The sequence below is a fragment of the Arcticibacter sp. genome (assembly GCF_053551015.1).
In genome coordinates, this window is record NZ_JBMQOB010000004.1 from 22,027 (window position 1) to 48,311 (window position 26,285).

Here is a 26,285-nt window from a genome sequence, read left to right on the forward strand (position 1 = left end):
CGAAGTTAAGCATTTATCAATCAATGGGCAGAGCTGATAACTAAATAGTATCTTTGCCGAATGCCTTCTTTCGAAGATTTTAAATTAAACCGGCAAATTCTGAATGCAATTGCCGATGCAGGATATACAGATCCGACGCCCATCCAGCAGAAAGCGATCACACCGATACTTTCCGGACAGGATGTAATGGGCATTGCCCAGACCGGGACGGGTAAGACGGCCGCCTATGTACTGCCGATGCTGATGAAGCTGAAGTATGCACAGGGAACGGACGCCCGGGCGCTGATCCTGGCGCCAACCCGTGAGCTGGCGATGCAGATTGAATCGAACATCAAACAGTTTGCCAAATACACCGATCTGCGGACGGTAGTAATATACGGGGGATTGGGTCCGAAGACGCAGATTGCGCAGATCACTGCGGGTCTGGATATTCTGGTAGCTACTCCGGGACGTTTTCTCGACCTTTATCTGGAATCACATATCAATACCCGGTCTTTACAGTACCTCGTTATTGACGAAGCTGACAAGATGATGGATATGGGCTTTATCGGGTCCATTCACCGGATTCTGGAAGTTGTTCCGCGTAAGCGTCAGAACCTGCTGTTCTCGGCGACGATGAGCGAGCTTGTGAGGAAAATATCGGGCGACTTCCTGAAGTTTCCGACCGTAGTGGAGGTAGATCCTCAGGCTACTCCTGCGGAGACCGTTCAGCAGCTGCTGTACTATGTTCCGAATCTGAAGACAAAGATCAACCTGCTGCAGCATTTGCTGAAGAATGTGGATGATTTTCATAAGATCATGATCTTCTGTAAGACCAAGACCGTTGCAGATAATATTTACAGCTACCTGAAGAGGAGACACGGTGAGGAGCAGGTAAAGGTGATCCATGCCAATAAGGGTCAGAACACGCGAATCAATTCTATTGAAGCATTTAAGGACGGTAACGTGCGGATTCTGGTGGCTACTGATGTTGCTTCCAGGGGAATAGATGTGACGAATGTCAGCCATGTGATCAACTTTGACGTTCCGATCATCATTGAAGATTATGTGCATCGTATCGGACGTACAGGGCGTGCCCTCCAGAACGGCGATGCAATCACTTTCTGCAATGAGGCCGAACGTTATTATATCAATAAGATTGAAAAGCTGATCCGTCAGCAAATACCTGTTGCCCCTATCCCTGATGAGGTTTTTGTAGAGGAAACGCCTTACAATGAGCGTCAGGATATTGCCCGTGAGATCGATATGCAGAAGCGGAAGGATGACCCTGAATTCAAGGGTGCTTTCCATGAGAAAAAGCATGCGATTGCCGCGAAGAATAATCCTGGTAGAGGCCGCGGAGCCGGCTTTAACAAGAGCATGGGCAAAAATGCAGGAAGCAAGTCTTCCCGCTCCAAATCATCAAGAGGAGGTAAAAAATAATGGCTTCACGGGTTACTCCGCTGAATATAGCATCGGCTGTGCTGGTGGTTATACTCGGTTATAGTATCTTTGGAAGTGCTTCAGAAAGGCCTGCAATCGGCACCTGGCAGCTTGCCGGTGTGCTGCTGCTCAGCATTGTTTCAGATATCGTTTTCAGGGGAATTGTAAGGAACCTGAAGCGGATTTGGATGATCGAGCTGCTCTTTGTGAGCCTGGTAGTGGCGCTGATGCTGATCATCGGTCGCATCTGGGGCTGATGAAAGGCTGAATTTTTATTCTTTTTATACACTATACATCAATGAAAAAAGCAGAGATTAAAATAACCGTTGAGCTTGACGATAAAAATGTTCCTGAAGTGTTAACCTGGGAATCTACGGATGCAGAGACGCAGGAGAAGCTCGCTGCCAAAGCGATGATCCTGGCCTTGTGGGACCACAATTATAAAAATGCATTACGTATTGATTTGTGGACTAAGGACATGCCTGTCGATGAAATGAAGCGGTTTTTCTATGAGACGCTGCAAACCATGGCAGACAGTTTCCTGAGAGCTACCGGCGAGACAAACATCGTAGAAGACCTTAGAGATTACTGCGCGCATTTCGCGGAGAAAATGGAAATCAAACAATAAGTTAAAATCATGACTTCAAAGAATTACCTGGGCCTGTTTGGCTCCCTGCTCGTTGTCGCTGGTGCGATGAGTCCGATGGTTCATGTTCCTATTGTCGGGAACTGGAATTTTTGGGATCTGCATACGGGAATGGCCTCAGTGGTGTATGTACTGGCTGGTCTGGGAGTGCTCGCTTCTGTGTCGGGCCGGAACGGACTGCTGAAGTTCGCCGGATGGGCTGAGGTAATTCTGATTTTGCTGACGCTCCTGGCGGTTTACCTGAAGGTAAATGATTCTTTCAGCTTTATACCGTTTAAGAAACTGGCTAAAGCAGCAGCGGGCTTGGTTAAGTATCGCTGGCTGGGCTGGTCATTACTTGCTGCAGGCTCGCTTATTATGATCATCGCTTCAGGCCGCGGAAGCAGGAAGACTGATTCGTAAATCATCATGATGGATTTATTCGGTCAGGTTAAGTTTTTAATCCAGAAGGAGATCATATTGGAATGGCGATCGAAGTATGCCCTGAACGGTATATTGCTGTATGTCGTTTCGACCATCTTTGTTTGTTACCTGTCCTTTAAACAAATAAATGCCGTGACCTGGAATGCCCTGTTCTGGATCATCATGCTTTTTGCCTCTGTAAACGCGATTTCCAAGAGCTTTTCTCAGGAGAGCAAGGGGAGGCAGCTGTATTATTATACCCTTGCAAGTGCGAAAGCGGTGATCTTATCCAAGATCATCTACAACGTGTTGCTGATGTTGTTGCTTTCTGCTATCGCTATCGGCTTCTATACGCTCGTGTTCAGTAATCCTGTTGGCGATCCGCTATTTTATTTTCTCGCCGTTATTATCGGGAGTATCAGCTTTGCCTGTGTGTTTACCATGATATCGGGAATATCATCGAAAGCGGGGAACAGTGGTGCCCTGATGGCCGTTCTCAGTTTCCCCGTGATCATTCCTTTGCTCATGGTGCTGATCAAGTTCTCCAAGAATGCTATGGATGGCCTGGACCGCAGTGTGAGCTATAATGAAATTGGTGTTCTGCTTGCCATAAACCTGATTGTCATTACCGCTTCTATCCTTTTGTTCCCTTTTCTCTGGAGGGAATAACATTCATTTTTTATGTCCTGATTCCGCAGATGCGAAATCTGGTGCCTTAGGGGAATAAGGTGGATTCCGGTAGAAATCTGCGCTTTTAGGAGCCTTATGAGCCGTGTCTAAAGACCGAGACGTGCGACTTTTAAAACTAAGGTGTGCTTTTTTGGTTATCTAGGAAACACATTCTATGAAGAAAATATCCTTAACTACACAAGGACTGACGCTATTCGTCGTTCTTTTGTTCATTTTGTCTGCATCATCATGCAGCAAGAGGAAATCGGGTGAGCAACCCCTGATGGACAGTACATACATCGTTCAATACATGAGTGCAGAACCCCGCTTTAAAGATGAGCTCTATTGGGGTAAATTGTTCTACAAGGAAAGAGCATACGAGTTAGCCTGGTTTAAAGGGCACGAGCTTGTTCCCCAGGCAGAGGCTTTTATCGATGAATTAAGTAGAGCGGGAGAGGATGGACTTGATCCGAAGGACTACCAGCTCGTGGATTTCGAGAAGCTTTTTAAAGATTTCAAGGGCATTAAACGTGACCTGGAGAAACGGGATTCTCTGGAACTGGAGATTGACGCAGCATTAACCGCCTCTTACCTGAACTGGTCATCTGATTATTACCGTGGACTTTTAGGTCCATCAGAAGCGCGCAAAGCCGACTGGGATATCAAATTAAACAAGATGAACCTCAGCAATACTTTGACGAGGTTCCTTAACGAAGATGCCAAGGATGATGTTGACTTCAGACCTAATCATCCGGAATATGCGAATCTGAAGAAGGCGCTGGCGAACTTCAGAGAGGTTCAGAAGGCCGGTGGCTGGCCTAAGATTCCTGCGAATGCAGCAGTGCGGGAGGGACAGTCGTCGCCCATCGTACCACTGTTAAAAAACCGCTTGTCGAACTTCCTTGGAAAGGATAGCACCGTTATCCAGGACAAAAGTGAGACCTTTTCAAGTGATTTAAAGGCAGCCCTTAAAAAGTTCCAGGAAACAAGCGGACTTACTGCAACCGGAAGTCTGAACGCGGAAACGATACGTTTTATGAATGTTCCTGTAGAAGATCGTATCCGTCAGATAATCATTAACATGGAACGCTGGAGATGGATCCCCGAAAGCTTTGGTTCTGATTACCTGATCGTCAATATTCCCGAATTTAAGCTCCGCGTTTATGAGCAGGGTAAGGAAGCGATGAACATGAAGGTTATCGTAGGGAAAGAGCTTCATTCTACGCCTATCTTTAACGATAAAATGGAACATATAGTGATTGCGCCATACTGGAATATTCCTCCGGGAATCCTTAAGGACGAGATTGTCCCAGCCGTAACAGCCAATCCCGGCTATCTGGCTGCAAGGGATATGGAAGTGATAACCAGTGACGGAACAGTCGTGGATCCAGGCTCAGTTGATTGGTCGGCAGCTGGTACATCCGGCTTTAAGTACACAGTCAGACGGAGACCCGGTCCGAATAATGACCTCGGTAACGTGAAGTTTATCTTCCCTAATTCCAGAAATATCTATCTTCATGATACACCTGCAGATCAGCTGTTCAATGCTTCCAAACGCGATTTCAGCCATGGTTGCGTCCGTGTTGAAAAGCCTATTGACCTTGCCGTCTATCTGCTGAGGGATGTTCAGGGTTGGAATAAATCAAAGATTATGGATCAGATTGCCACAGGCCAGGAGAAGTATGTTCCCTTGAAAGCTAAATTGCCGGTCTATCTGGTATACTTTACGGCATCTGCTGACGCCGATGGTCATGTACGCTTCTTCGATGACGTGTATGGCCATGATAAGAAACTGAAGTCCTTGTACTTTAGTAAGCTTTAATTCAGAGCTTGTTATTGCAGAAACATGAAGGGGCTGTATCATTAAGATGATACAGCCCCTTTTTCTTTTGGGCTCTTTGAGGCTCTTGAGGTCTCTTTTACAGCTGGCTGATATAGTTCATGATTGATGATCCCCGCTGTTCATAGGTTTAGAAATCCTCATCAGCTATCCTCCCTGTACATACCCTCTTCATCCTCTCCGCTGTCCCGACAAGCGGGGCGGGAGAGGATGCTTTATAAAATAGGTTGGCTACAACATCTTCGTCCTCTCCCCGCTATTCCTATAAGATGCGAGAGAGGACAGTTGAAGGCGGGAAAATTCGTGAACTAGCGGCTGAAGAGTACAAAGCCCGTCAAGTCTTGCGTACGGAGCATAGGATCGTTCCATAAACTAACTTGTCCTATAATGATTCTTCAGACTAGTTTAGTGGGTGTACTTGCTTTGAATAGAAAGTATGTTTCCCCGGAGCAACATTTTCCTATAAGATTGTGTCTTCTCCTTCGACAGAGTTCTTCCTCAAAGGCTTCTTCCCCTAAGTCTTCTCTGCTGTTCTTTTCTGAAAAGATGATCTTAATCTTTCTTCGAATGATCTTCCGGAATGATATCGTTTTCTCTTTCCAGTTCTTTCCGAAGGCGATCTGACTTCATTCGCAAGCGGGTATCCTTCATGGGGCTTTCTTTTGGATTTTCATCGCCAAGAAGTACTCCCCAGGGCTTGAACATCTCAGAACGATCGAAGATGATCTTCATGACGGCTATAACCGGCAGGGAAAGGAACATACCCGACACGCCAGCAATGGCACCTCCTACAAGCACACCTACGATGGTTCCAAGCGCATTAATGCGCACCTTGGAGCCAACAATCCGTGGCATCAGTATATTATTGTCCAGAAACTGTACGAAGGCGATTGTTCCTAATACGATCAGCACCGGAGTGAGATCAGGCGATGATGCGAGTGTCAGGATAACGCCAACAAGATTTCCGATGAGGGCGCCCACGTAAGGAATGAGATTCAGGAAAGCGAAAAGCACTCCGATGAGCAGTGCGTGCTTGATCCCGAGCAATAGTAAGATGCCTCCCAGCAGAATGGTCATGTAGGTGATCTGAATGAGCAGACCGATAAGATAGCTTTTTATAATGGCCTCACTTTCCCCGAGAACATCTTCAACTTTGGTATGATCCTCTTTTTGAAACCACATGAATATGAATCGCAGAAGCAGATTCTTATACGTCAGCATCAGGAAAACATAGATCGGCAAAAGGGCGATGAACACCAGAGTGGATGTTACTGATGTAGCAGCTCCGGTCAAAATCGTGCCTGCATATGTCAATAGCTTATTGCTCTGTTCATTGATAAATTTAAGCTGCTCTGTCGTCGAAAAGTGACTGATGGAGTTCACCCAGCCGCTCAAAGAATTGAGGTGCAGGGAAACGTTCTTCTGTATTTGTGGAAAGTCGGATACCAGTCTGGCCACCTGTGATGAGAAGAACCAGCCGATAAGTGCCAGAAAAGTAGCCATCAACAAGATCGGCAGAAAGATCGCAAGCGTGTTAGGGAACTTCAGTTTTCTGAAGAACCGGTATGCCGGAAGTAGTACGATACTGATGAAGAAAGCCATCACCAATGGCATAATGATACTGTTGCCCAGGATGACAAGAGCAACGAGTAAGAATAATCCAAGAAGTTCAATAGATCTCTTGACGGTAACGGGCATTTGGTTCATTTTCTAGACTATTTAAGCACAACACAAGATAGTTAAATAGGTTGTATGCACCCCGAAGTTTTTTAATGCGGAGAGATTTGAATCTTTATTGCTATACTTAACCAGCAAAAATAACATGAAAGTTTACCAGGAAAATATAGACAGCGCCAAAGGGGCGATCCGCAGCTTGGATAAGAAGATCAATATGTACTCAGTACTTCGCGTCTGTACCCTGCTGGGAGGTGGCTTTCTTGTTTATAAGGCGGTGGAGGCTGAAGCGGTTTGGTTCCTGTACCTGTCCCTGTTCCTCACGGTGATTGTTTTCGCCTTGCTGGTCAGTAAACAAAGTAAGTTCAGCGCTGAAAAGGACTTTAATCTTGCTCTGCTGAAGGTGAATGAAAATGAAATCGGCAGTGTCAGGAACCGCACGAATATCTATGCCGACGGGAGCGAATGGATCGATGATCATCATCATTATACGTCCGATCTCGACATATTCGGCAAGCAGAGTCTCTTTCATCTGATTAACCGCTGTGCCACGGTGTTCGGCAAGGCTCAACTGGCCGGGTGGCTGCGTGCATCATCAGAGAATACGCTTATCGTCGAGCGCCAAACTGCATCAGCCGAGATAGCAGAGAAACGAAGCTGGAAAGTTCGCTTCCAGGCCTCGCTGTTATTTGCAGGATCGGAGTCCGATAAAACGGAGATCGCCGGCTTGTTCAAATATCTCGACTCCCCGGGAGAGGCCATTCAACCCTGGCTTAGGTCTTTCCTGATGCTGGGGCCCTGGTTATTTTACGGATCAGCTCTTGCTGCTTTATTCTACGCTCCCTTTCTCCTGCTGATGTTCCTTACAGGCCTGCTCAATATCATCCTCGTGATCGTTTTTAAGGAGCGGGTGAACAGGGCAGAAAGGGTGATGGGCAGAGTAGGGCAGACGCTTGCTCACTATTCGCGGGCGTTTCAAATGATCGAAGATGAACCCTGGAAATCTCCTCTTTGTCGTGAGCTTGCCGGAAAGTTCAAACTTTCTGAACCCAATAAAACGCTTTCCACTCAGATCAGGCAGCTTTCCGCAATCATGAGCAAGCTCGACTACAGGCTGAACATCTTCGTCGGCACCTTGCTGAACATCAGCTTCGCCTGGGAGGTGAAACAGTATGCCGCCATACAGGACTGGAAGGGCCAGAATAAAGATCATGTGGAGGAGGCTTTTCAATCTATCGGTACATTCGAAGGGCTGCAGAGCCTGGCTGGACTCCACATCAACTATCCTTCATGGACTATTCCGGTCATCAGCAACGATCCCTTGTATACACTGAAGGCTGTTCAGATCGGTCATCCGCTTATTGCTGAAGAGCTGCGGGTAGACAATGATTTTGATCTCTCCGACAGCCTGAAAATCGATATTATTACAGGTTCCAATATGGCAGGAAAAAGCACTTTTCTGAGAACTCTTGGAATCAATACCGTGCTTGCGCTCTGCGGCGCTCCTGTATGTGCCAGAAGTATGGAAGTGAGTAATATGAAGATATTCTCTTATATGCGGATTAAAGATTCGTTGAATGAGAGTATTTCTACCTTTAAAGCGGAGCTGAACAGGCTGCAGCTGTTGCTGGAGGTGCTCAACGAAGGTGGTAAAGTCTATTTTCTGATCGATGAGATGCTCAGGGGAACCAATTCTGTGGATAAATACCTAGGTTCAAAAGCCATCATTGAACGCCTGATCTCACAGCAGTCTGTGGGGATTGTCGCGACTCACGATTTGCAGATTGCGGAGCTTGAAAATGAATACCCCAGCTATATCCGCAATTTCTATTTTGATATCCATGTACATGGAGAAGAGATGACGTTCGACTACAAGCTGAAGAACGGAGCATGTAAAACGTTTAATGCTTCTCTTCTCTTAAAGAAGCTGGGCATTGATGTCGACAAAGAAAAAAGGGGCTACAGCCTGTAACCCCTTAAAAATTCTTCGATACCTATGCGCTTTTTGCCTTCGAGCTGAATGGTATCCAGGAGGATAAAGCCGTCGTGGCAGGCAAATTTCAAATAGGACTTACCATCGCTCAGATACTCGCCGGGAGCTATCTCAGGCTTTTCCAGCTGATAAGAAGCGGAATAGACCTTGAGTGTTTTTCCAGCCAGGTGTGTAAAGGCCGCAGGATAAGGACTCAATCCCCTGATATGGTTATATACATCTCTTACCGGCTTGTCCCAGTCGATCAGACAAGTCTCCTTAAATATCTTGGGAGCGTGCTTTGCCTCCAGCGGACTGCCATCAGCAGCCAGGATCTCATCCTGTGGTTTTTCCTGATAGTTATTTTCTTCAATAGCCGTCACTGTTTTTACAACGAGATCAGCGCCAACAAGCATCAGTTTGTCATGTACATCTCCGGCTGTTTCATCTTCACCAATGGCCACTTTCTCCGCAAAGAGAATATTTCCGGTGTCAATTTCATGCTGAAGGAAGAAGGTTGTTACGCCTGTTTCCTGCTCACCATTGATGATCGCCCAGTTGATCGGGGCGGCACCCCTGTAATGTGGAAGGAGTGAACCGTGAAGGTTGATCGTTCCTTTCGGTGGCATATCCCACACGACTACGGGTAGCATCCTGAATGCAACAACAACCTGCAGATCTGCCTTAAATGCCCTGAGCTCTTCTAAAAAATCTTCATCTTTTAATTTGACCGGCTGAAGTACCGGCAGTTGGTGCTCTACTGCGTATTGTTTTACTGCCGACTGCTGAAGCTTTTGTCCCCTGCCTGCCGGTTTATCAGGTGCCGTAACAACGGCGACCACCTCTTTCCCGCTCCTGATCAGTGCATCGAGTGATGCCACTGCAAAATCAGGCGTTCCCATAAATACTATTCTCATAACTACGGATACAACAGGTATTTTTTCCTCATTTGTTTATAGGCCGATAGCTCAGGCTCCCAGCTCGCACGGATTTCCTGCTCGCTCATTCCTGAAGCAATCTGCTTCTGCAACTTGTCGTTGCCGGCAAGTCTGTTGAAATTATTGATCTGCTTGCTCTGCTTATAGTCGAAAAACTTCTCCTTTTCCGGATAAGCCTTATACATATCGATTAGCCAGCTCAGGTTCAACCTTCCCGTTTTTTTGAATATCGAGGTATCGTATTCACGCAGGTCCAGACCGTAGCATAGCTGATCCTGGTATAGTGGCGTTTCGCTCATACCCTTGATGCTGACCGGGGTGAATGTAAAGCTGTACTTTCCTTTTAAAGCGGGACTTCCTAGTATCTGGAAAGGCATGTGTGTACCACGCCCCTGACTGATAATCGTTCCCTCAAACAGGCAGAGAGAAGGGTACAGGAGGATAGATTGCTGAGTATTCAGGTTAGGTGATGGCTTTACAGGAAGTGTATAATCCATGTCGTGGCGGTAGCCTTTCAGCTTAACGATCTTCAGATCACACTTAATCTTTCCTTTTAACCATCCTTCACCATTGACCATCGCGGCGTATTCACCGATAGTCATACCGTGAAGTACAGGGATAGGATGCATGCCGATAAACGACTTGAACTTCTCTTCCAGCACAGGGCCGTCCACATAGAAGCCGTTCGGATTAGGTCTGTCCAGAACAATCAGTTTGATCTTGTTCTCCGCACAGGCTTCCATGATATAGTGTAATGTGGATATGTATGTGTAAAACCTTACACCAACATCTTGTATGTCGAATATCATGACGTCTATTCCCTTAAGGTCTTCTACCGTAGGTTTATAGTGACTGCCATATAAGGAGACCACCGGAAGACCGGTTTTCTGGTCAATATTGCTGTTTACCTTGGCTCCCGCACTGGCTTCCCCTCTGAAACCATGCTCTGGGCCGAATACCTTCACGATCTTGATTCCCAGCGACTGGAGGCTGTCGACACTATGCGTATTCCCAATGATCGAGGTCGGATTGACAACCATTCCCACCTTTTTGCCTTTCAGTTCAGAGAGGTATTCAGATGTTTGGTCCGCCCCTGTGAGCAACTGGGAACCAGTCGGGTGTTTGACTTCGGTTGTAACGGTACTTCCGGATTGTTTAGCCTGCTGTGCCTCTACGGGCTGTTTGGTGCTTCCGCAGGATACAGCGGACTGGCTCAAAAGAACCCCGCTAAGCAGAAGAGATGTAAGGTGTTTCATCATGTAAGTAAAGATAGATCTGCCCGTTTGTTGAGGCAGAAAAATGTGCATCTTTGCTAAATTACAAAAAAACTTTATAGCGTGACTTTCGCCTCCTTTATTGCTAACAGAATAACCTTCCGGTCAAAACGCACCTTTTCCAGGCTGAGTGTACGGATCGCAGTCATCGGCATTATGCTCGGTCTGGCCGTGATGATCCTTTCTGTGGCAGTTGTTAAGGGATTCAAAAGTGAGATCAGGGAGAAGGTCCGCGGCTTTTCCGGAGACATCGTGATCATGAAATACGATCTGAATGCCTCCAACGAGAACTCGCCCTTCAGCATCCATTCCGATACGCTTCAACAGCTTTCCAGGATGCCCAATATTGCCTACCTGCATCCTTACGCGACCAAGCAGGGGATCATCAACGCCAATGATGAAATGGAAGGTGTTATGCTGAAAGGTGTTGACAAGAACTTTCACTGGGACTACTTTCGCAATATCCTGGTGGCGGGTAAAGTCATCGACTTCAGCGACAGCATCAAAGCAAAGAGACAAATCTTAATATCGAAAATGCTGGCCGACCGTCTCAGACTCAAGGTGGGCGACGATTTCCTCATGTATTTCGTGCAGGAACCTTTACGAAGGCGCAAGTTTGATATTGTAGGGATCTATGACCTTGGCGTTGAGGAGGTCGATAAAGTTTACGTCATCGGGGATCTATCTGTTATCCAACGCCTCAACAACTGGGACTCCAATACCGTTGGCGGATACGAAGTGCGTGTAAAAAATTTCGATGCGGTAGACCGTTCTGCCTTGAATGTAAATGATAATCTCGGCATAGGCCTCCGCGCGTACTCCATCAAAGATTACCATGATATCATCTTTCAGTGGCTTTCCCTCCTGGATGTGAATACCCAGGTTATACTGGTGCTGATGCTCGCCGTTGCCATTATCAACATGATCTCCGCACTGCTGATCATCATTCTCGAAAGAACGAATATGATCGGCATCCTAAAGGCCCTGGGAGCCACTAACTGGAGCATCCAGAAGATCTTCCTGCGCAATGCAGCTTACCTTATCGGACTGGGTCTTTTACTCGGGAATATACTCGGAATAGGTCTGGCTGTCTTTCAGTCGCACACGCATTTCTTCAAGCTCGATCAGGCATCTTATTACATGTCGTTCGTCCCTGTAGAACTCGACGCGCTCGATATTATTCTGCTCAATGCAGGAACACTCCTGATCTGCCTCCTGGTGCTCATCATTCCCTCAACGCTCGTTTCGAGGATCTCGCCCGTTAAAGCGATCACATTCAAGTAGCTTAGCGCGAGCCGAAGTTCCACTTCAGGTTCAGGCCTGCAGAGCTAAACCGGATATCCTGCGAGCCAAGGCCGCCTAAAGGATATTTCAGGAAGGGTTCAAGTGATAACTTGCTCTGCTTTCCGATGGGATAACCATAGCCCACAGACAGGTTCAGCATTCTTGCGAAATCAAAACTGCTGGTATTGGTGGTCGTCTTTTCATCAGGAAACGATTCTACCGAACTATCGTGAATAGAATTATAGCCGTAGTCGTAGGTATATGTCTCATCGAAGAAGAAGTTGGAACTCAGTCCCGCAACCAAATAAAGCTCATTTTTCTTCTCGAAGAAAGTGTACTTCAGATTTACGGGTACATCCAATCCCAGTAAAGATGCATCATAGCCATTGATGGAGTAGTTAATAGCAGAGGTCTTTGCTTCCGGACCTGCAACCATCAGATTGGGACTGTCTGACAGGGCCGCGCTCAGGAACGATGCTGCCGCCTGCCGCGGAATACGCGTGTCATAACGCAAAGAGTTCTGCGCAATTGCCACCCCTGTAGTGATCTTCAGCTTAGAAGTCAGATCTACCTCCGAACTCACACCCACACCGGTATTGACGCGCGATTTACTACCCTCGGCATAAGACACGTAACTGCCCGCGTACAAACTAAAAGATACTTTTGAGTCTTTTCGCTTCTCCCGCTTTTCATCTGTTCGGTTGGCGAGCATGTCACGCTTTGCCTGCTGAAGCTGATCGTAGCTTTCCAGAACGGTATTCGTCTGCCGCTTTTTAGTCTCACCGGATGTAAGCGGAGCCTGACCCGCGGGCTGTTCTTTTGCTTCAGCAGCAGCGATTGCTACGCTTTCATTAGTCGACGTCTCACTGGGAGCATCAGGTGTAATAGCAGTCGTAACAGGGGAGTCGCTAACAGGTGCCAGCTCATACGCTACAGCTACTGGTCTGGTTCTATTCTTCTCCGGCTTATTCCGATAGTTTGCAGAGCCTGCAGGGGCGGAAGCAAGTTGTTCAGGTGCATTTTCCTCCCTGGAGGCAGCCTCTTCGGGTCTTGCTACTGCGTTCCCGGAATCTTCGGGAATAGTGGTGTCTGAAGCAGCAGCAGGCGCTTGCTGCGGTTTCTCCCGCGAAGCCAGCTGAATCTTATCGTTTTCAGGATATAAGAGCCACACCCCGGCAATCAGGAGCAAAACAGCTGCAGCCGATCCAAGCCAATAAACGATAGCCGAACGACGACTTGGAGCAGGATATTTCAGGCGTAGTTGTTCCCAGCCCTGATCGGCTGAGGGATCCTCGTATTCATCGAAGACCTGAACAATGCGTTCCCTTAATTTCTTGTCAAAATTATCTTGCATAGCTATCCTCCTGATGATTCCAGTGCTTTCTCAATTTTTCTTTCGCCCGGCTCAGGTAAACACGCGATGAGCTTACCGGTATCGATAACATTTTGCCAATTTCATCATGACTGTATCCGTCAATTTCATACAGGTTAAATACCATTTTTTGTATCTCCGGAAGGTAGTTCAATAGCTTCAGTATATCCTTAGCATTGATGTTCTCCACAGCCTCCGGCGCCTGTCCCACGTAAATAGCCTCATCTATGTCCGCCTGATTCATATGCTTCAGGTTTCGCCGCCTGTGATCAATAGAAGTATTTACTATAATTCTACGGAGCCAGGCCTTAAAAGGTTGGTTTTCATCGTAAAAATTAATCGCCCTGAAAACCTTAATAAAAGAATCGTTCACCACTTCCAATACATCATCTTTGTTCTGTAAATACCGCATTCCAACACCCATGGCATATCCATAGAAATGCCTGTAAAGTCTTTCCTGAAACTTTATCTCACCCGACTTGCACCTTAAAATCAGCTCGGTTTCAGAAAAACTCTGAGGTTTATGCATAGAGTTGGAATCGTTTTTAATCAATTCTTAATTACCTTATTTCTGATTTAAAACGATCTGCTTTCATTACTTCTTGAGTACGCAGATCCTGGTACTTACGCTACAAACGATGACGAAATTTACAGCGATTTTGCTTCGTTCCAGAAGATGTCCATCTCAGCCAGTGTCATATCCTGCAGCGACTTACCATTTTCTGCCGCCTTCGACTCCAGGTACTGGAAACGCTTGATGAATTTCTTGTTCGTCTTTTCCAGAGCATTCTCCGGATTGATCTTGATAAAGCGCGCGTAATTGATCAGCGAGAACAGCAGATCACCGAATTCGGCTTCTGCCTTTTCGATGTCTACAGGGATGCCTGAGGTTGTGTTGAATTCCTGTTTGAACTCCTCCATTTCTTCCTCCACCTTTTCCCAAACCTGCGATTTGTCCTCCCAGTCAAAGCCCACACCACGTGCCTTCTCCTGTATTCTCGACGCTTTGACAAGGGCCGGTAGGGAAGGAGGGACACCTCCCAGTACGGATTTATTACCTTCCTTCAACTTGATCTTTTCCCAGTTCTGCTTTACATCATCTTCATTCTCCACCACGGTATCACCGTAAATATGCGGATGTCTGATGATGAGCTTCTCGCAAATGCCGTTCAGCACATCCACCACGTCAAAGTCGCCTTTTTCAGAAGCAATCCGCGCATAAAAGACCAGATGCAGCATGATATCACCTATTTCCTTTTTGATCTCATTGGTATCACCTTCCAGGATCGCGTCAGACAGTTCGTAAGTCTCCTCAATCGTCAGATGTCTCAGGCTTTCCATGGTCTGCTTTTTATCCCATGGACACTGCTCTCTGAGGGTGTTCATAACAGTCAGGAGCCTTTCGAATGCAGAAGCCGGTGTGTTGCCGGCAGATGGAATAATGTTTTGAGACATATGGATTAATATTTAAACAAAAGTAGAGAAATTCCCAGACCATATAAAGCCGCCTGGCAGCAGTACAAACAGAAAAGGCTGCCGACATCATTTGCCGGCAGCCTTTTTTTCTATCTTTTCAGGAGTGTCTAAACACCCATTTTCTTTCTCAGATCTGAAGAGATCGCTTTCTTATTTAAAAGAAGAGTTGTGGTCTTCAGCTTCACGAAGTTCTTGGTCACATACAGGAAGCCTTTATAATCATTCGACAGTCCCCATGAGTTTTTCACAATGTAGTACTCCTTACCGTTCTGATCTTTGGCAAGTCCCACAATGTGCATACCGTGGTCATCTGTAGTATTGTAGTTGTCGTACTCCTGCTGTCTCAGCTCTTCCGTGATGTTCATCTCAGCCTTAGGGCCATTGAACATATCGCTGATTTCCTGAGTACTCATGTCTTCGTACTTCTTCTCCGGGATATAAGCCACACCATTCTTCCAGCTGAAACCTTTCTCGCTCACGTCTGTCGCCCATGCAACAGTATAACCATTCTTCAGTGCATTATCGATCGTGCTGGTCAGCTCATCCATCTTCACGTTATAAACCTGATCGAATGACCAGTTATCCGGTACCAGCAGCGTGAACTTCTTGTAAAGCGGGTATTCTTTGAAGGATGAGATTTCAACATAGTCGTCAGGATTCAGACCAACAACTTCCTTGGCAAAGCTCTTTGGTGTGTAAGTCTTTCCCTCGAAGTTGAACGATTGAGGAACTTTTCCCAGATATGCATCGATAGCAGCTGTATAGGCATCGATCCAGTTTGGAGTTAATGTTCCGTTCGGATTCTTCACCACCGCCTGAAGGATGCTCTGTGTTACGGCAGCCATCTCAGCAAACTTATTCTTTGAGGTACCATAGTTCAGTCCGGTGTAAGCGCTCTGTGGTAAAGCACCGTACTTGCGGTACATATTGATCACGTCATGAAAAGCACCACCGTCGCCCAGGCTTACTGCACCCTGCATACGCACATAGTTTCTGCCTTTCTCAATATACGCGCAACGTGCAGGGAAGATCTGCGAAAGCTCAACCGGCTTGCGTCCCTGCTTGATCATTTCTGACTCCAGGAAAGAGTTGGTGGAATAGCTCCAGCAGGTTCCTGATGATCCCTGATTCTTAATAGATGTCGTCTCCAGATTGATGACTTCGGTAAATTTAAAGCCTGCTTTACTGTTGTTACTCTGATTTGCGTCTAATGACTTTACTAAATTGTCCTGTGCAAAGGAAAAACTTGCTGCTGAAACAAATACAGCAGCCAAAATGGATGGTCTGAACTTCATTCTTTAGTTAATGATTAAAAACGCTTCTTCAAACAGGCAAAATCCCGCTGTTTGAAGAAGCGTTTCATTTGATTTAATCAAAAATACGATCAATTCGGCAAAATTGAAAACTTCAAAGCCTCTAATCACACTTTGGATGTGTAAAAATAAAGGTATCTGATGTTCCTTCCGGGCCCATCGTGTCGCCTTTCAGCTGTTGCCACCAGAATTTTCCGTGTTGCTTCGGATAATTGCCATCTTCATTCATCGTCTGTGCATCGAAGAGACGGCCATTTACCATCACATATTTGATCTTTTCTGTATTCCGGATATCATCCAGGGGATTCGCATCCAGCACGATCAGATCGGCCAGCTTTCCCACTTCCAGTGACCCGATCTCTTTTGACATGCCCAGATAAGCGGCACCATTGATGGTTGCTGCACGAAGAATGTCATGCGAACTCATGCCTCCCTGAGCCAACATCCAGAGCTCCCAGTGTGCTCCGATTCCCTGAATCTGTCCATGAGAACCCAGGTTGATTTTTGTTCCTCCATCTGCAATGTGTTTCACGGCTTTCGATACTTCGATATGGCCGTAGTCGCCAAACTCCGACGTGGTCCTTCTTCTCGAGCGGCTGTCAATAATACCACGTGGCGTAAAGTTCAGCAGCTTTTCGTTTTCCCACACATTGGTGCGGTCGTACCAGAAATTCTCTCCCGACTGTGAGCCATAGCTCACGATCAGCGTGGGTGTATATCCTGATTTGCTGGCGTTCCATAGCGACTTCACATCTTTATATACCGGAACAACAGGTATGTTGTGTTCAATGCCACTATGACCGTCCAGGATCATCGACATGTTCGTGAAGAACGTTGATCCTCCTTCAGGGAAAACCTCCATCTTCAATTCGCGCGCCGCCTGGATGATTTGCTGTCTTTGTTCTCTTCTTGGTTGATTGTAGGATTTTACAGATAAGGCACCCGACATCTTCAGTCTTCTTAAATGTGAACGTGCATCATCCGCACCGTTGATCACTGCCTTGAAGTCGCCGTCTGCACCATACAGGATCGTTCCTGTCGAGTAGATCCGCGGACCTTTCAGTGTTCCGGCTCTTACCATTTCTGCCTGACTCAATACCATTTCTGTATTGCTCGACGGGTCGTGTGCAGTGGTTACCCCATAAGCGAGGTTGGCATAATAGCTCCAGTCCTGCTGTGGTGATATGCCATCAGGACTCGTCGGCAGGTGTGCATGTACATCTACCATACCAGGCATAATCGTCTGGTTGTCGGCACTGATCACCTTGGCATCTTCAGGTACTTTCACCTGATCAGCCGGGCCAACCGCCGTGATCTTGTTTCCTTCAATCACAATGGTTCCGTTCTTGATCACTTCCTTGCCCTTCATCGTGATGATGCGCGCATTGGTCAGCGCGATCTTGCCTTCGGGCACATCGGCTTTGATCTTTAGCCCGATATCAATTCCCGAGGTATCGATAGCCGGGAGGCTGTTAGGTGCTCCTTCTGCAAAACTGAAGCTGTTCTTCACGTCGCAGCTGAAATATTGCGAGCCCATCGTCCAGTTCAAACTCTTGCTGTCACGGCTCCAATGCAGATAAATTCCCGCATCCCGCGTTACCTTGGTTACTGGCAGCGACTTATTGGTTGCCGACAGCTCAATGCCATTGGCAGTATTCAGCAGTGGCGTTACATACGCATTGAAGAGCTCCGTAAAGGCCAGCCATTTTCCGTCAGGACTAGGTGAAAACTGGGTTGCATATTGCGAATGGTAATGCACCCGCTCGCTGCCACCACTCAGGTCCACACTCATAAAAGCCTTTTTGCCTTCATGCGTACTCTGGAAGAATATTCTTGAATCTGTTCCGTTGAAATTAGGGTCTACACCCTTGTTCACCACACGCTGCATAGCACCTCCGCTGGCGGGCATGATGTAGATACCGGCGTTTTTACCATGGGTATAGCCCAGCATGGCGTTGCCGCCGCCTTTAGCGAAAACAATCTTGTCTCCTTTATTGGAGTAGCGGGGGGTATAATAGAAACCTTTTTCCGTCGTCAGCAGTCTCGACTCCTGTGTTTGCAGGTCCAGCTTTCTGATCGATCCCTTGTCGTCATCATTCCATCCTACATAGACGAGCGACTTCCCGTCAGGACTAAAGCTCGGGTCAAACTCAAAGTCTGTGCCTTTGCTTATCCTTCTGGGCTGCCCGGAAGGCAGGTCCTTGAGGTATATAAAACCACCTGAATTGAATGCAATCATCTTCCCGTCAGGAGATGTTGCGAGCTGCCGGATCATCTTTGAATCAAACTCCTCCGAAAATACAGGATGCTCAAAGTGCAAGGCTTCTGTGATGGTATGCGAGGAGTTCACCTCAAAAGGAACGATGCTTACCGTTTGCGATAAGATGTCCAGGTTTCTGATCTTTCCTTTTGCATAGAAAATGATGTTCTTGCTGTCAGGGGTGAACGCATAAGTAGGATAAACTCCGAAGATGGCCCAGGTCTCCTGCTGGTCGCGCGACAGGTCATCATATACAGGCCACTCTTCTCCGCTGGTCAGGTCGTGCAGGTAGAGAACAGACTTCAGGCGTACCCGTCTCACAAAAGCAAGGAGCTTTCCGTCTGGCGAAACTCTCGGACGAACCGCGCCGCCCGGACCTCCGGTGATCTTCTCCGTTTCTCCCGTCTCGCGGTTCAGGCGTTTGATCGCGTAGATCTCCCCGTTCGGATCCTTGTTGTATTGAAAATAGGGGCCCGGACTCACATCCTCGCTGTAGTAAACATATTTTCCGTCGGGTGATACCTCCGGTTCTCCGGTATCCTGCTGATCATTTTTACGCTTGGTCAGCTGTACGCCTTCTCCACCCGAAATATGGTACATCCACATTTCCCCGGCTCCGAGAGAACGGGTGTTGGTGAAATGCTTGCGGGCAATCAGGAACTGATTGTCCGGCGTCCATACCGCATTGTTCAGCAGTCGGAAAGTCTCTTTTGATACCGCGCGCTTGCCGGTACCATTGCTGTTCATGACCCAGATATTGTCGCCGCCTTCGCGATCACTGGTATAGGAGATCTGTTTTCCGTTCGGACTGAAACGGGGCTGTACATCAAAGGCATTTCCGCCCGATAACAGAGTCGCCCGTCCACCTGCTATGGGCATTTTGTAGATATCACCCAAAAGGTCGAATACAATCTCCTTGCCGTCCGGACTCACGTCCAGGTTCATCCATGTTCCCTCATCTGTGGTAAAGGATACTGATTTGGACGGACCTCCCGGTCTTTCCACGTTCCAGTTTGACTTTACCTGTGCAGATGCATATTGAAATAAAAATGTAAGAAGAATAAGTGTGTGTCTTTTCATCATCAATCGGTAAGGTATGCAAATATACTTTCTTATCCCACACGGCAAGCAATGTCATCAAAGTTTGACCCTCCCCAAACCGTATCGAAAATATTTGAACGCACAAAAAATATGTATGTTTGAAGTGATGACGATATACGAAGCGCTGAAAACATACTGGAATTTCGATTCCTTCAGGCCCCTTCAGGAAGATATTATCCAGTCGGTGCTCGACGGGAAAGATACGCTTGCCCTTATGCCAACGGGTGGGGGCAAGTCCCTCTGCTTCCAGGTACCGGCCCTCGTACAGCCGGGTATCTGCATCGTTGTATCTCCTTTAATTGCGCTCATCAAAGACCAGGTCGAAGCCCTCAAAGCAAGAGGGATAGAAGCCGTTGCTCTGGTCTCCGGCATGACCAAACGGGAAGTGGATATTCTGCTTGATAATTGTATCTACGGCCATATCAAGTTCCTGTACGTCTCCCCCGAACGGTTGTTGTCGCCGATCGTTCGCGAACGCATCAGTTACATGAAAGTGAACCTGGTCGCCATCGACGAAGCACATTGTATCTCTCAATGGGGTTACGATTTCCGTCCGCCCTATCTGCAGCTGACCGAATTGCGGCAGCTTCAGCCTGAAGTGCCTGTGCTCGCACTGACGGCGACTGCCACACTCCGGGTGATAGACGATATTCAGAAGAAACTTGCATTCAAAGCCCCCAACGTCTTTACCAAAAGCTTCAGCAGGTCCAACGTCAGTTATGTCGTCTCGGACGACGAGAACAAGATCCGCAAGCTGCTTTCCATCGCGAATAAGGTTCCGGGTACCGGTATCGTCTACGTCAGAAACCGCCGCGAAACCCAGGAGATCGCGCGGCTGCTCCATGCTGCGGGTATTCAGGCAGATTTCTATCATGCAGGACTGGATACACCCCTGCGAAGCCAGAAGCAAGCCGCCTGGATGAGCGGACAGATCCGTGTTATCGTCGCCACCAATGCATTTGGGATGGGCATAGACAAACCGGATGTGCGCTTCGTGGTCCACATGGATGTTCCCGAAAGTCTCGAAGCTTACTACCAGGAGGCCGGAAGGGCAGGGAGGGACGAAAAAAGATCATACGCTGTCCTATTATACAGTCCCGGCGACCGGGAACTTCTCGAAAAGCGCCTGGAGCTCGATTTTCCACCCATTGCTGAGATCCGCCATGTGTACCAGTGCCTGGGCAATTACTACCAGCTGGCCCACGGCGCCGGCGAGGGACTGGTCCTCGACTTCGACATCGGCGATTTCTGCTCTCGCTTCAAGCTCGATGCTGTCAAAACAATCAATGCTCTCAAATTTCTGGAGCATGATGGTTATCTGTTGTTGTCGGAAAGCATCTATCAGCCTTCCCGGGTTCAGATTGAAGTTTCTTCCGAAGAGCTCTACCGCTTTCAGATTGAAAATGCTTTCTTCGATTCCTTTATCAAAGTTCTCCTGCGCTCCTACGGTGGTATGTTCGAGCAATACAGCCCCATTCAGGAGTTTGAACTCGCCAAGAAGATGGGCAAGACCAAGGACGATATCGTGGTCATGCTGAACAAGCTGCAGGATTATAAGCTCTTAACATATCTTCCTCAAACAGACAAGCCTCAGCTGCAGTTTCTAAGGGCGAGGATGGATGCCGCTACCATGTACCTCGACGCCAAGTATATGAGGGAGCGAAAAGAGGTGATGAATGAACAGGTGCAGGCCATACTTCATTACGCAGAGACCAATACCTGCAGAAGTGTGATGCTGCTCCACTACTTCAATGAGCCCGATGCCCGAAAATGTGGTACTTGTGATGTCTGCCTTGAAGAGAAGAGAAAAGCGAATGCCGCCGGACTCGATGAACTGATCACCGTCGAACTGATCGACACTCTGGCCGATCAGCATCTCAACCTGGAAGAGCTGATCGGCTCCATGCGCTCCGGTACCGAAAAAGAGCGCGTAGCCATTCTCCGCCACCTGCTCGATGCCGGCAAGGTCAAGACCGATGGTGAACGCTATTATCTCTGAGTTTTCACAGTGTTCTTAGGCCTCGTCAGGTACTTGATCAACTCGACCAGGATAGCCGAAGCGGCGGTGATGGCCAGGATGATCTCGAAAGATTTCAGGCTTAAAGGCGTAGTTTTGAATATCCTGTCCAGTGAGGGTACATAAATGATCAGGATCTGCAAACCCACCGTGAGCAGAATCGCTCCCCACATCCTTCCGTTTGAGAAGATCGCTCTGGAGAACAGGCTGCTCGTGCTTGAACGTACAGAAAGCGCATTCACCAATTGAACAAAACACAATACCGTGAAGACCATCGTTTGCTGCGTAGCGGTATCGTAGCCGTGAAGCCGGGCAAAATATTGGGTAAATAATGCTGCTGCCGCCAGCACGACCCCCGTAGCCAGGATCTTGACTACCAATCCTCCCGCAAAAAGGTTCTCTTCCGGTGGACGAGGCGGGCGGTTCATAATGTCCTTTTCCGCAGGCTCAGCAGCAAGCGCCAGTCCGGGCAAACCGTCTGTCACCAGGTTGATCCACAAAATGTGAATAGGAAGCAGCGGAATAGGGAGTCCCAGCAAGGGAGCCAGGAAGATGGTCAGAATCTCGCCGAGATTGCAGGATAATACATAAAGTACAAACTTCCGGATATTATCATAGATCCTCCGGCCTTCTTTAACCGCTTTAACGATGGTCGCGAAGTTATCATCCAGCAGGATCATGTCCGAAGCTTCCTTCGTTACGTCAGTCCCCGTTATGCCCATGGCAACACCAATGTTGGCCTGCTTGAGCGATGGCGCATCGTTAACACCGTCGCCGGTCATGGCAACAAATTCTCCGTTCGCCTGCAAAGCCTTAACGATGTTCAGCTTCTGCTCCGGCGACACGCGTGCAAATACCGCAATATCTTTAATCTCGCGTCTCAGCTCTTCCTCAGACATCTGCGTCAGATCCATGCCCGTTCTGCTTGCAGCACTGCCATCGCGCACGATGTTCAGTCGTTCGGCTATTGCCAGGGCCGTCAGGGGCTGATCTCCCGTGATCATCACCGAGCGGATTCCTGCCGTCTGACATTCCTTAACAGCCTCAATCACCTCTTCCCGTGGTGGATCGATCATCGCCGTCATGCCCAGAAAGCCGAGCTCAGTCTCCAGCGCCTCAGTGAGCTCTGGCCGCTCATCAAATGTCCGGTAGGCAAAGAACAAAACACGCAGTCCGTCTGCGGCCCATTGCCTGTTTACATCCAGCCAGGCCTCCTTTTCGGCACGATAGCTTTCCTTCAGTACCTCAGTGATCCGGGCAGGGGCACCCTTTACAAACAGGATCCATTTACCCTCATGCTCATGCAGCGTGCTCATGCGCATTCTCACAGAGTCGAACGGTAGTTTGGCCACCAGCGGGAATTGCGTTGCCGAATCATTCCGAGTCTTTCCCTGCTTTGCGGCATAACTCACCAGTGCCGTTTCCGTAGAGTCGCCCAGAAGCTCATTTTCTGCCGAATAGCGCACCTCATTATTTAGCACCATCGCATGCAGCAGCAGATCATCCTGGCCGTCCATCGCCTGGAATTTTTCCACCGTCATCACGTTCTGTGTAAGCGTTCCCGTCTTATCACTGCAGATATCGGTGACCGAACCCAGGGTTTCCACAGCGGGCAGTGCCCGAACCAGCGCGTTCTGCTTCACCATCCGGCGTGCTCCTCCCGCCAGTCCAATCGTGATCACCGCCGGCAGTGCTTCCGGCAGCGCGGCTACTGCCAATGACAGGGCAGTCAGGAACATGGCGAAAGGCGGTTCTCCCCGCCAGAGGCCCACGCCAAACAGTACCAGACAGATCACCACCACGATCACTGCCAGCTGCTTACTGAACACCGCCAGCCTCTTCTGTAGTGGCGTCTGCTGATCCTTCACTTCCAGTAGTCCCGCAATCTTTCCGATCTCGGTATTCATGCCGATACCGGTGACCACGGCCTTTGCTGTGCCATTACTCACCGTAGTTCCCTTGAAGATCATATTGTGCTGATCACCCGGAAGAAGATCCTCGTCACCGATAGGATCGGTCAGCTTTTCGATCGAATGACTCTCCCCTGTAAGTGCCGCCTCCTCGGTCTTGAAGGAACTCACTTCCAGGAGCCGGGCGTCGGCGGGTACGATGTCACCTGCTTCCAACAGGATGATGTCGCCGGGAACAAGTTCCGAAGCTTCCAGTTCCGTAGGATGATGGTCGCGCAAAGCCAGCGCCGACTGTGCCGACATCTTCTGCAGCATGCGGACCGACTCTTCTGCATTGTATTCCTGCACGTAACCGATCCAGGCATTTCCGAGGATAATGGCCAGAATCACATACGCATCCGTATGCTCACCTACGGCAAATGACACCCCTGCTGCAACGATCAGGATAATGATCATGACATCTTTAAATTGAGAAAGCAGTATGCTGAGCCGGCTCTTTCGCCTGGCTTCTTTGAGGGTATTCTTTCCGAACTTTTCCTGAAGAGCAGGAATGGAAGCGGTGCTTAAACCGTGGATTTCAGTTTGAAGTTCATTTAATACTTCTTCTTTCTTGAGCTGATACCAGATTTTCATGAACAATGTTTGATGATGAAGCCCAGAAGGTTAATCATCAAACATTGTTTTTGTTTTCAGAATAAAATGAAAACGCATATGCAATCTTATATCCTAAAGCGGTATAAGATTGCATGTTATGATCAGGCGGGGTTCTTCAGCGACTGAATGAAACCCGGGATCTTTTCTTTATAGTTTTCCGTCGCCAGCAGCCTGACGAATGCAGTTCCCACAATGGCACCGCTGGCATATTCACTGGCCTTGCTGAAGCTCGCATGATCTGAAATACCAAAGCCGATCATGGCCGGGTTTTTCAGGTTCATGTTCTTAATCCTGGCGAAGTAATCGTCTGTCTTAGATGACAGGTCCAGGTTCTTCCCTGTCGTAGATGCTGACGAAAGCAGGTAGATGAAGCCATTGGTCAGACCATCAATATGGCGGATCCGCTCGTCGGATGTTTGCGGCGTGATCAGGAATACATTGCTCAGGTTATGCTTCGTGAAGCAGTCCTGATAAAGATCCTCGTACTCATACATCGGCAGATCGGGAATGATGACCCCGTCAACGCCCACTTCAGCACAGGCCGCACAGAAGCGCTCCACACCGTATTGCAGTACAGGATTGAAATAACCCATCAGCAATACCGGGATATTTACCCGTTTACGAAGTTCTTTCAGCTGTTCAAACAGCACCTTAATCGTCATCCCATTGCCTATCGAGGTCAGCGAACTGTTCTGGATCACCGGGCCATCGGCCAGTGGATCCGAGTAGGGGATACCGATCTCCAGGAAATCTGCTCCCGCCTGCTCCAGCGCTTCAGCGATATCGACGGTGTCGTTTAAAGCAGGGTAGCCTGCCGTGAAATATATAGATAGTACGGATTTATTCTTTTGTTCAAAAAGCTTGTTAATTCTATTCATTACAGTCCAAAATAGCTCATATATGTACTCAGATCCTTATCGCCTCGTCCCGACAGGCAAACCACAACCGTTTCATCTCCCTTGAAATCCATCTTTGACAGATACGCAAGCGCATGGGAGCTCTCAATAGCCGGGATGATACCTTCCAGCTTCGCCAGTTCCAGACCCGCCTGCATCGCTTCATCATCAGTAATGCTGACGTAGAGCGCACGTTTGGAAGTATGGAGGTGTGCGTGCTGAGGGCCAATTCCAGGGTAATCCAGACCGGCAGAGATGGAATAAGGCTCCACCACCTGTCCGTCTTCTGTTTGCATCACGATGGAACGGCTGCCATGCAATACCCCTTCCTTGCCCAGCAGGGTTGTTGCTGCCGACTCGCCCGAGTCGACACCTTTTCCAGCCGCTTCAATGGCGATCAGCTTGGCGTGCTCATCATCCAGGAAGTGGTAGAACATTCCCATGGCGTTGCTGCCTCCGCCTACGCAGGCAAGAACATAATCCGGACTGGAGTTGCCGGTTTTCTCGAGTAGCTGCCACTTGGTCTCTTCCGAAATGATCGACTGAAAACGTGCCACCATATCCGGGTAAGGGTGCGGACCTACTACTGATCCGATGATATAGTGCGTGTCGGTGGGATTATTGATCCAGTCGCGCAATGCTTCGTTCGTCGCATCTTTCAGCGTCTGGCTTCCTGAAGTTGCCGGGATCACCGTAGCACCCATCATCTTCATTCGCGCCACGTTAGGTGCCTGGCGCTCAATGTCGACAGCTCCCATGTACACGATGCATTCCAGGCCTTTCAGCGCACATACCGTAGCAGTAGCCACGCCATGCTGACCGGCACCCGTTTCCGCAATGATGCGCTTTTTACCCAAACGCTCCGCAAGGAGGATCTGGCCTACGGTATTATTGATCTTATGGGCACCTGTATGGTTCAGGTCTTCCCGTTTCAGGTAAATCTTTGCTCCGTATTTCTCAGACAGGCGTTCCGCCAGATAGAGGGGAGAAGGACGGCCTACATAGTCTTTCAACAACTGCAGGTACTCATCCCGAAACTTAGGATCATGAATATATTCCAGATATTTCTCTCTTAGTTCCTTGATATTCGGATACAGCATTTCAGGGATGTATGCACCTCCAAATACGCCGTAATAACCTTTTTCATCTACTTGATAGCTCATAA

20 protein-coding genes are annotated in these 26,285 nt (G+C 48.2%); 9 read left to right on the forward strand and 11 right to left on the reverse strand.

What is annotated here, in order from left to right:
- Positions 1 to 60: 60 nt before the first annotated feature.
- From ACO1NU_RS01895 to ACO1NU_RS01920, 6 genes are all read left to right on the forward strand, one after another.
- Positions 61 to 1,422, forward strand: coding sequence for a DEAD/DEAH box helicase (locus ACO1NU_RS01895; RefSeq protein WP_448816755.1), 1,362 nt, complete (start codon positions 61 to 63; stop codon positions 1,420 to 1,422).
- Complete coding sequence (locus tag ACO1NU_RS01900; RefSeq protein ID WP_448816756.1) at positions 1,422 to 1,679, forward strand: hypothetical protein; 258 nt, start codon at positions 1,422 to 1,424, stop codon at positions 1,677 to 1,679. Before ACO1NU_RS01895 ends, ACO1NU_RS01900 begins: the two co-directional genes overlap by 1 nt.
- Positions 1,680 to 1,720: 41 nt before the next feature.
- Positions 1,721 to 2,050, forward strand: coding sequence for a gliding motility protein GldC (gene gldC / locus ACO1NU_RS01905; protein ID WP_448816757.1), 330 nt, complete (start codon positions 1,721 to 1,723; stop codon positions 2,048 to 2,050).
- A gap of 9 nt (positions 2,051 to 2,059) precedes the next feature.
- The gene (locus ACO1NU_RS01910; protein ID WP_448816758.1) at positions 2,060 to 2,470 is read left to right on the forward strand and encodes a hypothetical protein; all 411 of its coding nucleotides are present in this window, start codon (positions 2,060 to 2,062) and stop codon (positions 2,468 to 2,470) included.
- A gap of 9 nt (positions 2,471 to 2,479) precedes the next feature.
- Positions 2,480 to 3,139, forward strand: coding sequence for a heme exporter protein CcmB (locus ACO1NU_RS01915; protein ID WP_448816780.1), 660 nt, complete (start codon positions 2,480 to 2,482; stop codon positions 3,137 to 3,139).
- A 175-nt stretch (positions 3,140 to 3,314) separates the two neighbouring features.
- Positions 3,315 to 4,961, forward strand: a complete 1,647-nt coding sequence (locus tag ACO1NU_RS01920) for a L,D-transpeptidase family protein (RefSeq protein WP_448816759.1) — start codon at positions 3,315 to 3,317, stop codon at positions 4,959 to 4,961.
- Positions 4,962 to 5,531: 570 nt separating this feature from the next.
- Here the strand turns inward: ACO1NU_RS01920 and ACO1NU_RS01925 are convergent.
- Positions 5,532 to 6,686: an AI-2E family transporter gene (locus tag ACO1NU_RS01925; RefSeq protein ID WP_448816760.1), complete on the reverse strand. Its 1,155-nt coding sequence runs from the start codon at positions 6,684 to 6,686 to the stop codon at positions 5,532 to 5,534.
- A gap of 115 nt (positions 6,687 to 6,801) precedes the next feature.
- Between ACO1NU_RS01925 and ACO1NU_RS01930 the strand changes: the two genes are divergently transcribed.
- A complete protein-coding gene (locus ACO1NU_RS01930; protein WP_448816761.1) occupies positions 6,802 to 8,625 on the forward strand; it encodes a MutS-related protein in 1,824 nt (607 codons plus the stop codon).
- Here ACO1NU_RS01930 and fmt read toward each other — a convergent pair.
- Both fmt and ACO1NU_RS01940 read right to left on the reverse strand, forming a co-directional pair.
- The gene (gene fmt / locus ACO1NU_RS01935; protein WP_448816762.1) at positions 8,613 to 9,542 is read right to left on the reverse strand and encodes a methionyl-tRNA formyltransferase; all 930 of its coding nucleotides are present in this window, start codon (positions 9,540 to 9,542) and stop codon (positions 8,613 to 8,615) included. The genes ACO1NU_RS01930 and fmt overlap by 13 nt on opposite strands.
- Positions 9,543 to 9,544: 2 nt before the next feature.
- Positions 9,545 to 10,822 (reverse strand): exo-beta-N-acetylmuramidase NamZ family protein, encoded by a 1,278-nt coding sequence (locus tag ACO1NU_RS01940; RefSeq protein ID WP_448816763.1) that lies wholly within the window; start codon positions 10,820 to 10,822, stop codon positions 9,545 to 9,547.
- Positions 10,823 to 10,900: 78 nt separating this feature from the next.
- Here ACO1NU_RS01940 and ACO1NU_RS01945 point away from each other — a divergent pair, with 78 nt between their 5' ends.
- The gene (locus ACO1NU_RS01945) at positions 10,901 to 12,121 is read left to right on the forward strand and encodes an ABC transporter permease (protein ID WP_448816764.1); all 1,221 of its coding nucleotides are present in this window, start codon (positions 10,901 to 10,903) and stop codon (positions 12,119 to 12,121) included.
- A 1-nt stretch (position 12,122) separates the two neighbouring features.
- Here ACO1NU_RS01945 and ACO1NU_RS01950 read toward each other — a convergent pair whose 3' ends face one another.
- From ACO1NU_RS01950 to ACO1NU_RS01970, 5 genes are all read right to left on the reverse strand, one after another.
- Positions 12,123 to 13,475, reverse strand: a complete 1,353-nt coding sequence (locus tag ACO1NU_RS01950; protein WP_448816765.1) for a hypothetical protein — start codon at positions 13,473 to 13,475, stop codon at positions 12,123 to 12,125.
- A complete protein-coding gene (locus tag ACO1NU_RS01955) occupies positions 13,465 to 14,022 on the reverse strand; it encodes an RNA polymerase sigma factor (protein ID WP_448816766.1) in 558 nt (185 codons plus the stop codon). The genes ACO1NU_RS01950 and ACO1NU_RS01955 overlap by 11 nt, the downstream gene beginning before the upstream one ends.
- A 119-nt stretch (positions 14,023 to 14,141) precedes the next feature.
- Positions 14,142 to 14,948 (reverse strand): nucleoside triphosphate pyrophosphohydrolase, encoded by an 807-nt coding sequence (gene mazG, locus ACO1NU_RS01960; protein WP_448816767.1) that lies wholly within the window; start codon positions 14,946 to 14,948, stop codon positions 14,142 to 14,144.
- 128 nt (positions 14,949 to 15,076) lie between these two features.
- Positions 15,077 to 16,264, reverse strand: a complete 1,188-nt coding sequence (locus ACO1NU_RS01965) for an aminopeptidase C (RefSeq protein ID WP_448816768.1) — start codon at positions 16,262 to 16,264, stop codon at positions 15,077 to 15,079.
- 121 nt (positions 16,265 to 16,385) lie between these two features.
- Positions 16,386 to 19,625 (reverse strand): amidohydrolase family protein, encoded by a 3,240-nt coding sequence (locus ACO1NU_RS01970; protein WP_448816769.1) that lies wholly within the window; start codon positions 19,623 to 19,625, stop codon positions 16,386 to 16,388.
- A 112-nt stretch (positions 19,626 to 19,737) separates the two neighbouring features.
- Here ACO1NU_RS01970 and ACO1NU_RS01975 point away from each other — a divergent pair, with 112 nt between their 5' ends.
- Positions 19,738 to 21,642, forward strand: a complete 1,905-nt coding sequence (locus ACO1NU_RS01975) for a RecQ family ATP-dependent DNA helicase (RefSeq protein ID WP_448816770.1) — start codon at positions 19,738 to 19,740, stop codon at positions 21,640 to 21,642.
- Here ACO1NU_RS01975 and ACO1NU_RS01980 read toward each other — a convergent pair.
- The 3 genes from ACO1NU_RS01980 to trpB all read right to left on the reverse strand — a co-directional run bounded on the left by ACO1NU_RS01980 (position 21,633) and on the right by trpB (position 26,283).
- Positions 21,633 to 24,203: a cation-translocating P-type ATPase gene (locus ACO1NU_RS01980; protein WP_448816771.1), complete on the reverse strand. Its 2,571-nt coding sequence runs from the start codon at positions 24,201 to 24,203 to the stop codon at positions 21,633 to 21,635. The two genes, ACO1NU_RS01975 and ACO1NU_RS01980, sit on opposite strands and share 10 nt — an antisense overlap.
- 122 nt (positions 24,204 to 24,325) lie before the next feature.
- Positions 24,326 to 25,102: a tryptophan synthase subunit alpha gene (gene trpA / locus ACO1NU_RS01985; RefSeq protein WP_448816772.1), complete on the reverse strand. Its 777-nt coding sequence runs from the start codon at positions 25,100 to 25,102 to the stop codon at positions 24,326 to 24,328.
- A complete protein-coding gene (gene trpB / locus ACO1NU_RS01990) occupies positions 25,102 to 26,283 on the reverse strand; it encodes a tryptophan synthase subunit beta (RefSeq protein ID WP_448816773.1) in 1,182 nt (393 codons plus the stop codon). The genes trpA and trpB overlap by 1 nt, the downstream gene beginning before the upstream one ends.
- Positions 26,284 to 26,285 lie beyond the last annotated feature (2 nt).

Excerpts from the sequence above, each read along its gene's own strand:
- ACO1NU_RS01895 (WP_448816755.1), top strand. The coding sequence starts at position 61 with ATGCCTTCTTTCGAAGATTTTAAATTAAACCGGCAAATTCTGAATGCA.
- ACO1NU_RS01900 (WP_448816756.1), top strand. The coding sequence starts at position 1,422 with ATGGCTTCACGGGTTACTCCGCTGAATATAGCATCGGCTGTGCTGGTG.
- gldC (WP_448816757.1), top strand. The coding sequence starts at position 1,721 with ATGAAAAAAGCAGAGATTAAAATAACCGTTGAGCTTGACGATAAAAAT.
- ACO1NU_RS01910 (WP_448816758.1), top strand. The coding sequence starts at position 2,060 with ATGACTTCAAAGAATTACCTGGGCCTGTTTGGCTCCCTGCTCGTTGTC.
- ACO1NU_RS01915 (WP_448816780.1), top strand. The coding sequence starts at position 2,480 with ATGGATTTATTCGGTCAGGTTAAGTTTTTAATCCAGAAGGAGATCATA.
- ACO1NU_RS01920 (WP_448816759.1), top strand. The coding sequence starts at position 3,315 with ATGAAGAAAATATCCTTAACTACACAAGGACTGACGCTATTCGTCGTT.
- ACO1NU_RS01925 (WP_448816760.1), bottom strand. The coding sequence starts at position 6,686 with ATGAACCAAATGCCCGTTACCGTCAAGAGATCTATTGAACTTCTTGGA.
- ACO1NU_RS01930 (WP_448816761.1), top strand. The coding sequence starts at position 6,802 with ATGAAAGTTTACCAGGAAAATATAGACAGCGCCAAAGGGGCGATCCGC.
- fmt (WP_448816762.1), bottom strand. The coding sequence starts at position 9,542 with ATGAGAATAGTATTTATGGGAACGCCTGATTTTGCAGTGGCATCACTC.
- ACO1NU_RS01940 (WP_448816763.1), bottom strand. The coding sequence starts at position 10,822 with ATGATGAAACACCTTACATCTCTTCTGCTTAGCGGGGTTCTTTTGAGC.
- ACO1NU_RS01950 (WP_448816765.1), bottom strand. The coding sequence starts at position 13,475 with ATGCAAGATAATTTTGACAAGAAATTAAGGGAACGCATTGTTCAGGTC.
- ACO1NU_RS01955 (WP_448816766.1), bottom strand. The coding sequence starts at position 14,022 with ATGCATAAACCTCAGAGTTTTTCTGAAACCGAGCTGATTTTAAGGTGC.
- mazG (WP_448816767.1), bottom strand. The coding sequence starts at position 14,948 with ATGTCTCAAAACATTATTCCATCTGCCGGCAACACACCGGCTTCTGCA.
- ACO1NU_RS01965 (WP_448816768.1), bottom strand. The coding sequence starts at position 16,264 with ATGAAGTTCAGACCATCCATTTTGGCTGCTGTATTTGTTTCAGCAGCA.
- ACO1NU_RS01970 (WP_448816769.1), bottom strand. The coding sequence starts at position 19,625 with ATGATGAAAAGACACACACTTATTCTTCTTACATTTTTATTTCAATAT.
- ACO1NU_RS01975 (WP_448816770.1), top strand. The coding sequence starts at position 19,738 with ATGTTTGAAGTGATGACGATATACGAAGCGCTGAAAACATACTGGAAT.
- ACO1NU_RS01980 (WP_448816771.1), bottom strand. The coding sequence starts at position 24,203 with ATGAAAATCTGGTATCAGCTCAAGAAAGAAGAAGTATTAAATGAACTT.
- trpA (WP_448816772.1), bottom strand. The coding sequence starts at position 25,102 with ATGAATAGAATTAACAAGCTTTTTGAACAAAAGAATAAATCCGTACTA.
- trpB (WP_448816773.1), bottom strand. The coding sequence starts at position 26,283 with ATGAGCTATCAAGTAGATGAAAAAGGTTATTACGGCGTATTTGGAGGT.